12 protein-coding genes and 5 pseudogenes are annotated in these 12,815 nt (G+C 66.9%); 8 read left to right on the top strand and 9 right to left on the bottom strand.

Annotated features, from left to right (window positions below; genetic code table 11):
• Positions 1-136: 136 nt before the first annotated feature.
• A pseudogene (locus ABD858_RS36340) lies at positions 137-1,213 on the bottom strand (integrase core domain-containing protein).
• Between the two features lie 341 nt (positions 1,214-1,554).
• Positions 1,555-3,234 carry a carboxylesterase/lipase family protein gene (locus ABD858_RS36335; protein ID WP_345045905.1) on the bottom strand — a complete coding sequence of 560 codons (1,680 nt, stop codon included), beginning with the start codon at positions 3,232-3,234 and terminating at the stop codon, positions 1,555-1,557.
• Positions 3,235-3,389: 155 nt separating this feature from the next.
• Between ABD858_RS36335 and ABD858_RS36330 the strand changes: the two genes are divergently transcribed.
• Entirely contained in the window at positions 3,390-4,334 is a 945-nt protein-coding gene (locus ABD858_RS36330) for a MerR family transcriptional regulator (RefSeq protein WP_345045903.1), read from the top strand.
• 5 nt (positions 4,335-4,339) lie between these two features.
• Here the strand turns inward: ABD858_RS36330 and ABD858_RS36325 are convergent.
• The 4 genes and pseudogenes from ABD858_RS36325 to ABD858_RS36310 form a co-directional block, all read right to left on the bottom strand.
• Positions 4,340-5,150: pseudogene (locus tag ABD858_RS36325) on the bottom strand (IS5 family transposase).
• A 199-nt stretch (positions 5,151-5,349) separates the two neighbouring features.
• Positions 5,350-5,718 carry a peptidase inhibitor family I36 protein gene (locus tag ABD858_RS36320; RefSeq protein ID WP_345045901.1) on the bottom strand — a complete coding sequence of 123 codons (369 nt, stop codon included), beginning with the start codon at positions 5,716-5,718 and terminating at the stop codon, positions 5,350-5,352.
• A 180-nt stretch (positions 5,719-5,898) separates the two neighbouring features.
• The gene (locus ABD858_RS36315) at positions 5,899-6,504 is read right to left on the bottom strand and encodes an IS5 family transposase (RefSeq protein WP_425586383.1); all 606 of its coding nucleotides are present in this window, start codon (positions 6,502-6,504) and stop codon (positions 5,899-5,901) included.
• A pseudogene (locus ABD858_RS36310) lies at positions 6,501-6,701 on the bottom strand (integrase core domain-containing protein); the annotation flags it as partial. The gene ABD858_RS36315 and the pseudogene ABD858_RS36310, both read right to left, overlap by 4 nt.
• Between ABD858_RS36310 and ABD858_RS36305 the strand changes: the two are divergent.
• Positions 6,702-6,938: pseudogene (locus ABD858_RS36305) on the top strand (IS630 family transposase); the annotation flags it as partial.
• 36 nt (positions 6,939-6,974) lie between these two features.
• Here the strand turns inward: ABD858_RS36305 and ABD858_RS36300 are convergent.
• A complete protein-coding gene (locus ABD858_RS36300; RefSeq protein WP_345045899.1) occupies positions 6,975-7,448 on the bottom strand; it encodes an NUDIX domain-containing protein in 474 nt (157 codons plus the stop codon).
• Positions 7,449-7,691: 243 nt separating this feature from the next.
• Here ABD858_RS36300 and ABD858_RS36295 point away from each other — a divergent pair, with 243 nt between their 5' ends.
• Positions 7,692-8,093: a helicase associated domain-containing protein gene (locus ABD858_RS36295; protein WP_425586380.1), complete on the top strand. Its 402-nt coding sequence runs from the start codon at positions 7,692-7,694 to the stop codon at positions 8,091-8,093.
• 112 nt (positions 8,094-8,205) lie between these two features.
• Here ABD858_RS36295 and ABD858_RS36290 read toward each other — a convergent pair whose 3' ends face one another.
• Positions 8,206-9,303, bottom strand: coding sequence for a hypothetical protein (locus ABD858_RS36290; protein WP_345045897.1), 1,098 nt, complete (start codon positions 9,301-9,303; stop codon positions 8,206-8,208).
• A gap of 196 nt (positions 9,304-9,499) precedes the next feature.
• On the opposite strand from ABD858_RS36290, the pseudogene ABD858_RS36285 reads away from it, so the two are divergent.
• From ABD858_RS36285 to ABD858_RS36275, 3 genes and pseudogenes are all read left to right on the top strand, one after another.
• Positions 9,500-9,811: pseudogene (locus ABD858_RS36285) on the top strand (IS110 family transposase); the annotation flags it as partial.
• The gene (locus ABD858_RS37125) at positions 9,703-10,167 is read left to right on the top strand and encodes a nucleotide sugar dehydrogenase (RefSeq protein ID WP_425586382.1); all 465 of its coding nucleotides are present in this window, start codon (positions 9,703-9,705) and stop codon (positions 10,165-10,167) included. The pseudogene ABD858_RS36285 and the gene ABD858_RS37125, both read left to right, overlap by 109 nt.
• 46 nt (positions 10,168-10,213) lie before the next feature.
• Positions 10,214-10,597: a hypothetical protein gene (locus ABD858_RS36275; RefSeq protein WP_345045895.1), complete on the top strand. Its 384-nt coding sequence runs from the start codon at positions 10,214-10,216 to the stop codon at positions 10,595-10,597.
• A gap of 262 nt (positions 10,598-10,859) precedes the next feature.
• Here ABD858_RS36275 and ABD858_RS36265 read toward each other — a convergent pair whose 3' ends face one another.
• Positions 10,860-11,045 (bottom strand): hypothetical protein, encoded by a 186-nt coding sequence (locus ABD858_RS36265; protein ID WP_345045974.1) that lies wholly within the window; start codon positions 11,043-11,045, stop codon positions 10,860-10,862.
• Positions 11,046-11,064: 19 nt separating this feature from the next.
• On the opposite strand from ABD858_RS36265, the gene ABD858_RS36260 reads away from it, so the two are divergent.
• Both ABD858_RS36260 and ABD858_RS36255 read left to right on the top strand, forming a co-directional pair.
• Positions 11,065-11,673, top strand: coding sequence for a hypothetical protein (locus ABD858_RS36260; protein ID WP_345045973.1), 609 nt, complete (start codon positions 11,065-11,067; stop codon positions 11,671-11,673).
• Positions 11,674-11,791: 118 nt separating this feature from the next.
• On the top strand, positions 11,792-12,400 hold the full coding sequence (locus ABD858_RS36255; RefSeq protein WP_345045893.1) for a hypothetical protein: 609 nt from the start codon (positions 11,792-11,794) through the stop codon (positions 12,398-12,400).
• Positions 12,401-12,815 lie beyond the last annotated feature (415 nt).

The following is a 12,815-nucleotide window of genomic DNA, read 5'->3' as shown; positions in this document are numbered from 1 at the left end:
TGCCGGTGATCTGCTCCCAGACCGCGAAGCGGACGGTCAGCTTGACGTCTATCCTCGCCGGGTTTGATGTTCCTTGATCGACTCGGCGCGTTTGACGGTGTGCCGTTCAGAAACTCATCGCTGCTGGTCAAGCCGCTTATCTGTACTCGTTGATGACGCCGCCCAGTACTCGGGTGCGGATGAGTCGGTGCGCGGTCAAGTCGGTCGAGGGCGCCGGGTGCTCCTGGGCGAGGGGAGGAAGTTGTCCCCGGGCCTGGTGGGGGCGATGGCCGTTGCAGTGGAAGGCGTAGACGTCGAGCACGCGTCGAGCGTGGGCTTCGTTCAGGATCAGCAGGCGGTCAAGGGCCTCGCGCCGGAGTGTCCCGATGACCCTTTCGCAGTGCGCATTCACCCGTGGGACCCGCGGCGCCGTCTTCAGGGTCTCGATGCCCTCGGACGCGAAGACCGCGTCGAAGGACTCGGTGTACTTGCGGTCCCGGTCGCGGACCAAGAAGCGCAGCGACTCCAAGCGCAGGCCCAGGTCGACGGCGAGGCTGCGGGCTTGCTGGACCGTCCACTGCGCGGTCGGATGCGCGGTCACACCAGCGATGTGCAGGCGGCGCGTGCCGTGCTCGAGGAAGACCAGCGCGTAGACCCGGCGAAGATCGACCAGGTCGATGTGCAGGAAGTCGCAGGCGATGACGCCGTCGGCCTGCGCCATCAGGAACTCTCGCCACGTCGGCCCACTTCTACGGGGAGCAGGGCCTACTCCGGCAACAGTCAAGATCTCCCAGACCGTGGAGGCTCCGACCCGATGCCCGAGCCGCGCGAGCTCGCCTTGGATCCTGCGACACCCCCAACGCGGATTCTCTGCGGCCAGCCGCAGCACCAGCTCTTTGACCGCCTTCGTGGCCGGTGGCCGGCCGGGCCTGCTCCGGCGCTTGCTGTAGTCCCACCGGCGCGCCACGAGCCTTCGATGCCACGCCAGCACGGTGCCCGGAGTCACCGGGAACACCTGCGCTCAACGACGCCGGGGTATCAACGCGGACAACGCCGCGAACCACAGCCGGTCCGCCGGCTCGTAGCGCACCGGACCTGCAAGTTGCCTGCGCAGCACCGCGTTCTCGTGCCGCAGGACAAGAAGTTCGGCGTCCTTGGCCACCTGCCGACGCAGCAGCAACAACGGGACCGACAACAGCTTCCTCGCCACCCGATAGACCAGCGAGACAATCACCCGCGGCATCGTCCCACGCGACCCTGAGCGCCACCAGACCCCCTACGACCTGCAGCGACTCATTTCTGAACGACACAGGGAAGACCTGCCCGCCGCGCTGGCCAACCCCAACGACGTCGACGCCTGGCACGCACGCGACGGAGAGCGCCGACTGCGCCAGGAAGAACGGCGGCACAGGAGTGCGAGTCAGCGCGTCAGACGGCTGCCTGGGGCCGGCAGGCGCCAGCACCGGCCTGTGCCGGGGACGAGCGCCTGGACCCGGTGCAGTCGGCCGGCCCGGTGACTGACGAGACTGATCAGCTTCTGCGCCGGGGCCGTCCTGGTTCTGTACGCGCGGAGGCTCACTGAGGCAGGCGGTCCCAGAACGAGCAGTGGTGTGCGGAATGCGCATCGACGGGGTGGATTCCGCCTGGTCCGGGAGCCAACGACTGCACCGACTGCGCGAGAGGTGACGAAAGGCGGAGGACAGGCCAGAGCGGGGCGTCGGGGGTGTTCGGGTTGCCGGTGTGCGCGAAGTTCGTCCAGTAGTCGACCATCCGGTCCGACAGGGCGCGCTGGGCGTCGGTCAGTGGTCGCTCGGTGGGGAAGGAGGAGAACAGGAACGGCATCTCGAAGCCGTGCGCCGCCCCGTAGGGGAAGCCCGGGTTCGCTGGCAGACCGGTGAGGACAGGAGCATCCGGATCGCTGAACTCGTAGCCGTAGAGGGGGAGGCCGGGGGCATGAGCGGCGATGGCCCGGCCAACTGCCAGTGTGGTGCACGTGAGGGATCGATCGGTCAGCACCGCGGCCCAGGCCAGTGCGGGCGTGGGGTAGTGTCCTGCCGGATACTGCGCCTCGACGGCTGGGGCTGCAAGCCCGAAGGCGTCCACCACACGGGCCCGATAGTCGTTCTCGGTGCGGATCGGGAACGCGGCGAGCGACAGGCCGACGAACATCCGCATCTCATCGTGGTTGGTGCCCTGAATGATCGGCACGCGGTGGAAGCGTCCCGACGCCAACGCCTGGTCCGGCGCCACGGGCAGCAGCGTATTGCCGAAGGAGGGCCGGTTGAAGGACTGCATCAGCTGTGCGGTGGCGAGGCGATCCGTGCTCTGCCCGCGCAGGCACGCCAGCACCTCGTCTCCACCGCCCGCTGTGCAGCCCAGTTGCCGGGCGGCTTCTGCACCTGCCGTCTGAACATCGCGCTGTGAGGCGAACGGCTCGTACGCCGGTATTCCGGGCCCGAGAGCGCCGCGTGGGAAGGACATGAGGCAGGAACCGCTCTGGAGCACGGCCCGCTGGAAAAGTCCGACAGCCGTCGGCGAGGTGAGATGTGCACAGATGCTGAGGGCGCCTGCGGACTCGCCGAACAGCGTGACACTGCCCGGATCACCGCCGAAGCGCTCCGCGTTCGCCCGCACCCAGCGCAGGGCGGCCTGCTGGTCCGCCAGGCCGAACGGTGGGGCGGAGCCCAACTCGGGGTGGCCGAAGTAACCGAAAATACCCAACCGGTAGTTGACTGTGACGACGACCGTGTCACCCCGGACCGCCAGTTGTTCGGTGCTGTAGTCACTGCCAGAACCTCCCAGGAACGCACCGCCGTGCATCCACACCAGCACGGGCCGCTTCTGCCCGGCCGGCTTTGGCGTCGGCATCGTGACATTGAGGTAGAGGCAGTCCTCCGACCCGAGGACCGCGCCCGCGCCTGGTGTCGGCATCTGCACACAGCGTTGAGCCGCCGTCGTCGCATCCCGGACACCATGCCACGTGGCGGCGGGCACCGGTGCGCGCCAGCGCAGCGGTCCGGTCGGCGGCGCAGCATAGGGGATGCCGCCGAAGGTAGTGTACGAGCCGTGTGACACGCCGCGTATCAGGCCGTGGTCGGTCCGTACGACGGTACCGCTTTGTCTTGCGGAGTGCGGGGAACCGGGGTGTGCGCCGGTCGCCGGTACGGCAGTGGCTGCGAGTAGTGCCACCGCGCAGAGCAAGGGGAAAAGCACCGCACGGAGCCTGTCTCTTCGGCGTGGACGCGGTGCTGTCATGGTCGGGGACATACGTACTCACCGTTCTTGGTCGGACGGGATCGGACGAGGCCGGTCAGGCCGGTACCAAGCCCGAGCGGTGGGGAACGGTACGGACTGACGCGGTCAGTGCTCAGTACGCTAGGACCTCCCGCGCACTGGAGGTTCAAGAGCCTGTGACGCAAGACACGTGGAGCATCGGTGAACTCGCGGCCGGAACGGGGGTCCCGGTGAAGACCCTCCGCTACTACTCCGACAGCGGTCTGCTGCCTGTGGCTGGCCGTAGCGCCGGTGGTCATCGACGCTACGGTCCTGAGGCGTGGGAGCGGATCCGTCTCATCAGGCGCTTACGGGCGCTGGACACTCCAATCGCGACCATCACGCAGGTGGTCACTGGTGAGTGCTCCTTCGGCGAACTGGTGGCAACCGAGCTCGAAGTGGTGCAGGAACGACTAACCGAACTGCGGTGGCGCCAGGCCACACTCAAGTCTCTGGACGACTGCCCGAGCGAGGAACGGCTCCGACGTCTGGAGATCCTCTCTCGCGTGCAGCGGCTCCCGCAGGCGCATCGCACTCTCACCGATCACTGGTATCGCGAGCTGTCCGCGGCCATGCCCAAGCGCCGGCTCGACATCATGATTGCCATGCTGTCACCCGACCCGCCGCAGGACCCCGATCCCGCTACGGTCCTGGCCTACGCCGAGCTTCATCTGCTCGTCTCCACACCCAGTTTCACCCGCTGGACCCAGGACCACGACGAAGAGATGAGGGACGCCCCGGCCTTCTACAGGGAGATCGACGATGCTGCCGTTCTGACGGCCGCCGCTTTGGCCCAGGGTCTGCCGCCCAGCGCCGGGGATGCGGTGAACGCTTTCGTATCCGCCCACGCACGAGCCCGGCGGGAGCCGGACACCCCCGCCTTCCGCGAATACCTGCATGGGATGGTGTCGAGGTCATCCGGCTTCGACCCCCGCCTGGAACGCTATTGGGCCCTGGTCGGCACCGTCACCGGCGGGCGCGTGCTGAATATGACGGTGGCTCATAGATGGCTGACCGACGGACTGTCGATCTCGATAGCCGACAGTGCACCTTCGACTTCGAGGGGCCCGACCTCTAACTGATCGTTTCAAAATGAGGTTCGGAGTCGTCTCAAGCAGATGATGCCGCATGCGAGTTGGAGGAGACCGAGATGGAGGTCGGCGCGTATCTCGTAGCGGATGCGGAGACGTTTGAACTGGTGGAGCCAGGCGAAGGTCTGCTCGACGACCCAGCGAGTCTTGCCCAGTCCTGAGCCGTGCGGAGCGCCGCGACGGGCGATCTTGGGTGTGATGCCGCGGGCCCGGAGGATGCGGCGGTACTTGTCGAAGTTGTAGCCGCGGTCGGCGAACACGCGTCGGGGGCGGCTACGGGGCCGGCGGACCAGCCCGCGGATGGGCGGAATCGCGTCCAGGAGGGGAATGAGCTGGGTGACATCGTGCCGGTTTCCGCCGGTCAGCGAGACGGCGAGCGGTGTGCCGTGTCGGCCGACGATCAGATGGTGCTTTCTGCCCGGCCGTGTCCGGTCGACCGACGAAGGTCCGGTATGAGCCCCCCTTTGAGGGCTCTGACGTGCGAAGCGTCGACCGCGGCGTCATCCATGTCCAGCAGGCCGGCCTTCCGTAGTTCGGCGAGAGGGACGGCGTGAAGGCGGGGCCAGACGCAGACTTCGATCCAGTCCCGCAGCCGCCGCCAGGCCGTCACCCCGCTGCACCCTGTCCGCTCCGCGGGCACATCTTTCCAGCTCACGCCCTTGCACAGGACATGGACCATGCCACGCAGCGCGGCGCGGTCGTCCGTCGGCAAAACCGCCCGGGGTACCGCCGTCGACGGGGAGGCCGGGGCGGGAGCAGCGGGGCGATGCGCTCCCACAGGTCATCAGGCACAAGATCGTCCGACACCTGCAGAACCTTGCCGTTACGCGGCCCCACTGCCAAGACCCGCCACAGACCTGATGAAACGATCAGTTGCAGTCCCCTGGGTCATCTGGCGACCACCGCCGAATTCGCCGACGGTGTCCCACGCGGGGCGCCATCCGGCCAAATCCCGCCGTCCTCCCTCGAAGCGCGGGTGGATGGCGGGTTCGGTCAACCAGCCGGCTCAGCCTCCGCAGCCACTGACCGAGAAGGAAGACACCGCGTTGTCGTAGAGGAACAGAAGTTCCTGCTTCGCGCCCGCCGGGATGCTGAAGTAGTAGCCGTCGTAGCCGGCATGGGTCCAGATGCAGACTTGACCGCCGCTGCGGTTCCACACCGAACTGGCCCGATCGTTCCACGCCCAACCGATGTTGGGGGTGTCCACCGGATAGAGCTGCACCATGTCCCCGGTGTTGTTGTGGCCGTCGAAGAGGCAGACCATACCTCCCATACAGGCGTCCATGGGGTCAGCCGACGCGGTTCCCGGAGCCGTCAGTACGGCGGTGGAGGCGATGGCTGCCGCTGCCACCGCGGTTTTGACTGTCAGTTTCATGAGTATCCTTTCCCGTTGTTGCCCGTGGAAGCGCGGTCATGGTCGCCGCGTCCAGCTGTCGCTTCTCGAGGGCATCCGGTCGTAAGACGGTCCCCGCGCGCATGTGGTTCACAGAGATGACGTTGGTCACAATCTCCGGAAGAGGTGGGGCCGTGGCGTTCTCGCGGCTTACCGATCGTTTCAGAATGACCTTCGAAGTCGTCGCAAGCAGATGATGCTGCAAGCGAGTTGGAGCAGACCGAGGTGGAGATCGGCACGTATCTCGTAGCGAGTCCGTAGCCGTTTGAACTGGTGGAGCCAGGCGAAGGTGCGCTCGACGACCCAGCGGGTCTTGCCCAGGCTTGAGCCGTGAGCGGTGCCTCTGCGGGCGATCTTCGGTGTGATGCCCCGGGCCCGGATCAGGCGGCGGTACTTGTCGTAGTCGTAGCCCCGGTCGGCGAACAGGCGCCTGGGCCGGTGACGGGGGCGGCCACGGGTCCCGCGGATGTGCGGGATCGCGTCCAGCAGAGGCATCGGCTGCGTGACGTCGTGGCGATTTCCGCCGGTCAGGGACATCGCAAGGGAAGTTCCGTTCCGGTCGGTGATCAGGTGGTGCTTCGTTCCCGGACGGCCGCGGTCGACCGGCGAAGGTCCGGTGTGAGCCCCGTTATGTTTTTCGCGGTCCTGAAAGAGGGCCGCTGGCCTCCGGGCCCGGCATGACTGTTGCCCCTTGTCGAACGGATGACCTGGGGGGGTGTCACCGGGCCCGAGGGGGGAGCCTGACCCCGAATCCTGGACACGGGTTATGCGGCTGGTGTCAGCGTAGTTGATGTCGTTCCGGACGCTGTCTCGTAGGCGATCGGGCTGCGTTGCCCGAGGCGGGAGTGACGGCGTCGGGTGTTGTAGCGGTGAAGCCAGCGGAACGCGTCGAGGCGGGCCTCGCGCTCGCTGGACCAGCTTTTCCGGCCCTGGAGCGTCTCGCGTTTGAACGTTGCGTTGAAGGAGTGTGTTTCGCCCCGACCAACGCCTCCTGGGCCAACCCCATCGAGGCCCACTTCGGGCCACTGCGGAAGTTCACCCTGGCCAACTCGAACCACCCCAACCACACCGTCCAGACCCGCGAACTCCACCGCTACCTGCGCTGGCGCAACGCACACGCACGTCACCCTGATGTCCTCGCCGCACAACGCCGAGAACGCGCCCGTAGCCGCAGCGAAAGAGGCATCCGCTGGGGAGGACGCCCACTCGCGAAGGCTGTATGGCCGAAGGGTTCCCGGTCAACGCACCAGGTCACGCCAAGGACCGTCCGGTACAAGGGCAGCGAGAACGGACATCAATGTCGGCGGCTCGATTCGATCCGCCAACGTGTTCAGGTCCGACCACGCGACCCAGGCGTGTTTGTGGAGATTGACCTGCTCCTCGGGGAGGAGGCCGGTCGGATTCAACGTCGGCCGCTCCTCGGCAAAATAGGCCACAAAGAAATCCTCCGGCCCGACATACCGCTTCCCGTTCCACCGAACGTCCCGTTCGACTGACACAGACCGGTCACGGACCGCAGCGGGGTCCAGACCGGTTTCCTCCGCCAGCTCCCGCCGAGCAGCGATCAGCGGTGTCTCGCCCGGCTCGATGCCGCCACCAGGCGGCTCCCAGAGCATCACACCGTCAAACGGATCACGCCAGTGGAGAAGGAGTAGGCGCTGGGCAGCATCCAGGCAGATCACCCGCACGGCGGGCCGATGTGTCGTCTCCACAGCCTTGACACTACTTGACCACGCGTGATCAACCCGGCGAACGTTTGCGACCAGAGCACTCTAGGGCGCGTATCGAGTTGTGATCAAGGAGTGGTTCGAGCGAGGTCCTTGATCCAGATCATTGAGGCTCGAAGGTAGAGGCCGGCGAGGTAGCTGGCTGGGGTCTTGTCGTAGCGAGTGGCGATGCCTCGCCACACTGTCGTGAGTCATCGATAAAGCCACCCGGCGCTGGAGAAGCTCGGCATGGTGTGGAGCGTCGCGGATGAGCGCTTCCAGAAGAACCTCGAGACGGCCCGCGCCTACTACGAGCAGCACTGGAGCCTCTGTGCGCCCCGCACCGCGGCTGCTCTTGACCGGCCTTTGGGACAGTGGCTATCGAACAGGCGTCGCCCCGGCGCCCTGGACGGACACCCCGAATGGGAAGCCGCGCTCCGCAAGATCGATGAGCACTGGGACCCGGCGTGGCCGGCGGACTGGCAGCGGCACTACGCCGCGCTGCGGGAGCTGGTGCGGGAAGGATTTGGCGGCGACGTCGGGCGGCACGAGGGACATGGCGCCCGTGGCGTGCTCGCCATCGCCGAGCTGGGCGACGACGTGGTGGGCGCGGTCCTCGTGCCCGGGGCATGGCGCCGAGCAGGCCCATGAGGTCGAGCAGCTCCTGCTGTACCTCGGGGGTGAACAGCGCCTTCTCCTCCTCGTTGTCGAAGCTCAGTATGAGCATCTCCGTGCCGCCGCTTCACTGGAGCGAGCGGGGCCGTCAGTGCAAGTCCGTGTGGACGGTGCGGCCGGGGAGCTCCAGGCCGGTGCAGCCGCGGCGCTCGGCCTGGTCCGCCGCGAACTCGTTGAGGAGGCGTCGCACCTCGCTCATCGGCAGCACCGATCGCAAGCTGTCCCGGGCGTAGCTGTTGGCGAGGAAGTTGGCGGACTCCCCGGCACATCGGGCCTTGGCGCGGCCGAAGCGCTCGCCGAGCAGGGCGTCGCGGGAGCTGTGCCCCTTCGGGATCCGCACGTTGGCCGAGAGTAGCCTCTCGAAGGGCTTGTCCGTCCAATCGCCGTACCAGCCCGTGAGGTTCACGGCGGACTCGCCCGTCCCGGAGTCGATCAGCGAGCAGCTGGTGACCGGGGCCCTCTCGCCGGTGGGCGCGACCACCTGCCACTCCTTGCCGGACGGGCTCCTGGGCAGCGCACCCTGGGCCAGCCAGCCGCACATTGTGCCCTCCGCCTGGCTCAGGGACAGCTTCCGGGCGGGTTCGACGCGGTCCGGCAGCGGCAGCGGGTCGGCCCCGCAGCCGATCTCGGCGTTGGCGCCGTTGGCGATGCGCACGGCCGTGCGCAGGGACTGGGGCGAGGGGTTGTTATCCACCTTGTTGGTGTACACGTTGGTGACGAGGCGCCGCTTGCGGCCCCCGGATTCGTGGCCGAGCTTCGGGCAATCCTGAATGATCACGGGGCCGAACTTGCCGTAAAATCCGGGGACGGACCTGGGATAGGCGTAGTGGAGGTCTCTCGGGATGGTGAACTCCATGTCCAGCGGACCCAGCGGCTCGCCCATGTCGATCTGTGCCTCGGTCTTGAGGACGAAGTGCCGGCCATCGCTCTTGTTCACCCCGCATCTGAGCGGGCCGTGCCCGGAGCCGAAGGTGTCCTCGGCGGCCTGCAGCCGTTCGTTCGGCAGCAGTTCGGCGAGGTCTTCGCCTGACAGGTTGCCCCCGCACAGCGTCGCGGCGTACCACCAGGGCTGCCACGTCGGCTTGATTGCCCAGCCGACGCCTGCGACGACGGCGAGCACCACCACCACGATCCCTAGCACCCGCCTACTGGGCAGCCACCACCGCTCCCGTATCCCCGTTGCCATGACCTGCAGTCTCTCCCTCCTCAGGGCCTCCCTCGACAGGCGCAGCCTACGTGGCGTGCGAACGCGGCGAGCCGCGGGATCAGTTACTGAGATTCATCGCGTGATGTCGCTCGCCGCAATCCCTGAAGTGCGGTGATGTCGGAGTCCTCGGTGGCTTCACTCGAAGATCATCAGCAACCGTTCAACCGCCCGGCCGGAGGGTTACTGGGGCGAGGGCAAGACCGACGCGAAGGACGCCCGTGTCATCGCCGACCAGGCACGTATGCGCTGGCACTTTGTCCCGTTGGCCACGCCCCCGGAGCTGGTCACCTCTCTGCAGGTGCTGACGCACTATCGGGCTGATCTGATCGCCGACCGGGTCCGCCTGATCAACCGGCTCCGCGGCCTGCTGGTGGGCATCTGCCCCTCCTTGGAGCGGGCCTTCGACTACTCCGCGGCCAAGGGGCCGGTCGTGATGTTGACCGAGTACCAGACTCCGACCGCCCTGCGACGGATCGGCGTCTCGAGGCCGCGGCGACCAAGCCGTACGGATTCACCTCGTTCCGGCCGGGCCCCGACGTCGACGGTCACTGCATCCCGGCCGACCCGCTGTACCTGGTCCACCACGTGGCGACCATGGGGCTGCCGTTCCACATGGCCGAGACCGCGCACCAGGTCAACGATGGCATGCCGCTGTGGGTGTCCGACCGGATCGTCAAGGAGCTGGAGGCGTCCGGAACCCCCGCGGACACGGCCACCGTGCTCCTGCTCGGTGTGTGCAGGGATGGACCTGGCCACCAAGGAGGTGGCGGTCGCTCGGTTTCTCCACGAGTACCCGCAGGCAGCTGCTGCCGGCCGTGGGCATCCTGCCCTCCACGGGTGTGAGGATGTCCGCTGGTCCGAGTTCCCCGGATGTCCCGCCGAGATCCCGGTGCTGCTGCGTGCCCTTCTCGATCAGGCCGCCGCGTCCGAGGCCGAACGAGTGCTCACCAACTCCATTCTCAACGGCATCACCGAGATGAACGCAGCCATGCCGGCAGTGCTGCCGTTCCTGCTCCGCCTGGCCAGCGACCCGCAGGTTCCTGTGCGGTCCGAACTGCTGGATCTTCTGGTCACGGTCGCTGAGTTTTCCAAGCCAGTCGATGCCGCCGACGAGGTGGCAGTGCGGTGGTTCGGCAGCGACAGCGACCATCCCGAGCGTGAGCAGTGCAAGGCTGTGTTCGCGGAGCACGCGACTGTGGTGGCGATGCTGCCGGAGGGCCTGATCAGCCCTGACGGCCGGGCGAAGCTTCGGCACGCCGCCGGACTCCGCTGAGGTTTCCGCGTTCAGGCCACCTGCGAGACGGCGGGGGCTCGTGCTGGAAAGGCCACAGCTTCGTCGAAGCAGCGGCCGTACTGGAGGCAATGGTAGAGATAGCCGAGCATGCGGTTGAAAAGGTGCCTTTGGGCGGCTGCAAGCCAGTCTCCGTGGTCGTCGCGGCGCCAACCGGAGTTGCTCCCTCCTCGGCCAGTACGCGACGACCCCTGTCCAACACTTCGATCCTTCTTGGGTGCAGATCTTCTGAGGGTGCTGTCGATCAGGCGGTGGGTATGACCTGGTCGCGGTAGCGCGTCTGGTGGTTGCGGATGAGCTCCTGTTGCTGGTGCCGACGCTCGGGCGCCGTGCCGTGGACGGCGTCGTCCTGCTGGTCTGGGTCGGCGATGATGTCGTCGACCGTGCGCGGCGCGGGTTCGGCATCGTAGACGGCTCCCAGGGTGGCCATCCGTTTCCTGCCGTGTGTCGTGACTCTGCCGGACATCCCCAAGGCCGGCGAGGAGCTCGAGGACTACATCGCCGCATTGTTCCAGGCGTCGGGCCACTTCGTCGAGAAGCAGATCATCGAGTCCGATCTGGCCGACATCCTCGAACTCGACATCTTCGCCACCGGCTACGGGCCCGAGAAGGCAGTACGGCGGCTGATCGAGGTCAAGGGCGGAGGCTGGGGCTTCACCGACCTATTCAAGGTGGTTGGGTGGATGCGGTACCTGGAACTTCAGCATGGGGCGTTCTTTATCACCCGGTGGGAGGACCGTGAGTCCGCTCCGAGGAAGATGGAACCCCTCGGCCTGGACATCGTGTGCTTCGACGACTTCACAACCGCTCCGAAGCTGTTCACGGAGAAGGGGTTCGGATCTTTCGCGGAACCGAGGCTCATCGGTCTGTGGCGGCACTCGTACGGAGTCGAGCGCAAGTTCGTCAAGGTCATCAACAAGCAGGCCAGAGCCGGGGCCGAAGGTGCCAAGGCCGCAAAGACCTACCACCGTCAGATCAACAACGGCACTTTCTTCGCCAGGCCCCGGAGGAGTCCCTGGCGATGCTCTACGAGGCGTATGGAGAGCACCCGAAGCTGACCCTGGGCTACCCACGCGAGATCGACGGGGGAGGCTTCGACCGCACGCAGCCGCGAGCGACAGCCCGAGCTATCAGGCGATGCTTCGGTACGGCAAGCATCCTGAGCTCCAGGCTTGCATGTACCTCGAGCACCGGGCCCGGCTCGCCATCCTCAAGGCTGCCGTGGACTACGCGCTCGCGCATCCAGACGGCCCCCCGGAACTCGGCATGTCGGAGGACGGGAAGTCGTTCTTCTTCGAGGGGCTGACCAACCACGTCCTGCCAGAGACGTTCCACGACGGCATGGCGTGGCTGCGGGAGCAGCCGAACTTCCGGCGCTATGCGACCTTCTGGCAGCAGTTCCTGTGGGGGTGGGGAGGGTTCTACCTCAAGGACAGGGAAGGGGAGGAGTTCGAGTGGATGGCGGAGCACTCCGGCATCCCTGCCGACGAGATTCCCACAGCCCTCGAAGCCTTCGACCGCTTCTTCCCGATCCCGAACGGTTGGCTCACTACGCCGGGCGCCACCGACATTCACATGCTCAAGATGGTCCCGTGGGTCTTCCAGGGCATCGGCGCCCACCAGCGCCGCATCCAGTACAAGCTGGTCGATAATCTGTCCGCGCTCCGGCCAAGCGCCCCGTATACGATCCCCGATCTCGCCAAGCGCATCAGCCGCACGGGCGACTTCCTAACTGTAGCCATGGCACCCAGCCTGCTGTGTCCCGCCGCAGGGACCGGGACCTGACCCGAGAACGGCGCTCACCCCTTTCATCATGGGTGAGCGCCGTTCTCGTTCGTGTGGTTCCGGCAGCGGCCGACGGTGCGGTTTCACTACCGTTCCGTCATGAGTGCGCCGTTCGCCCAGGGCGAGGACCACCCCGCGTGCGGGATCTGCCCATCGAAGCGCCTGCCGCGCGAGGCGTTCGTGGTGTACGACAGGCCCTCCAGGGAGTGCCCGTTCGATCCGGCCGACGGCTTCCGATACACCCTGGAGGACCGGACGCCAGCATGCGTGCACCCGCACAAGTTGGGTGTGGAGCCGGACCGGATCGCGCATCCGCCGAAACCCCTGCCGTCGGCCGAGCCGGAGGCTACGTGCCCGGGAGACCGGGGGAAACGCGGCGAAGCCCGGCGCGGGGCCGAAGGTTCCTAGGCCACCC

Origin of the sequence: Streptomyces sannanensis (assembly GCF_039536205.1) — a bacterium.
GTDB classification, from domain to species: Bacteria; Actinomycetota; Actinomycetes; order Streptomycetales; family Streptomycetaceae; genus Streptomyces; species Streptomyces sannanensis.
The sequence above is the reverse complement of the archived record's forward strand: the minus strand, read 5'-3'. Positions and strand labels throughout refer to the sequence as shown.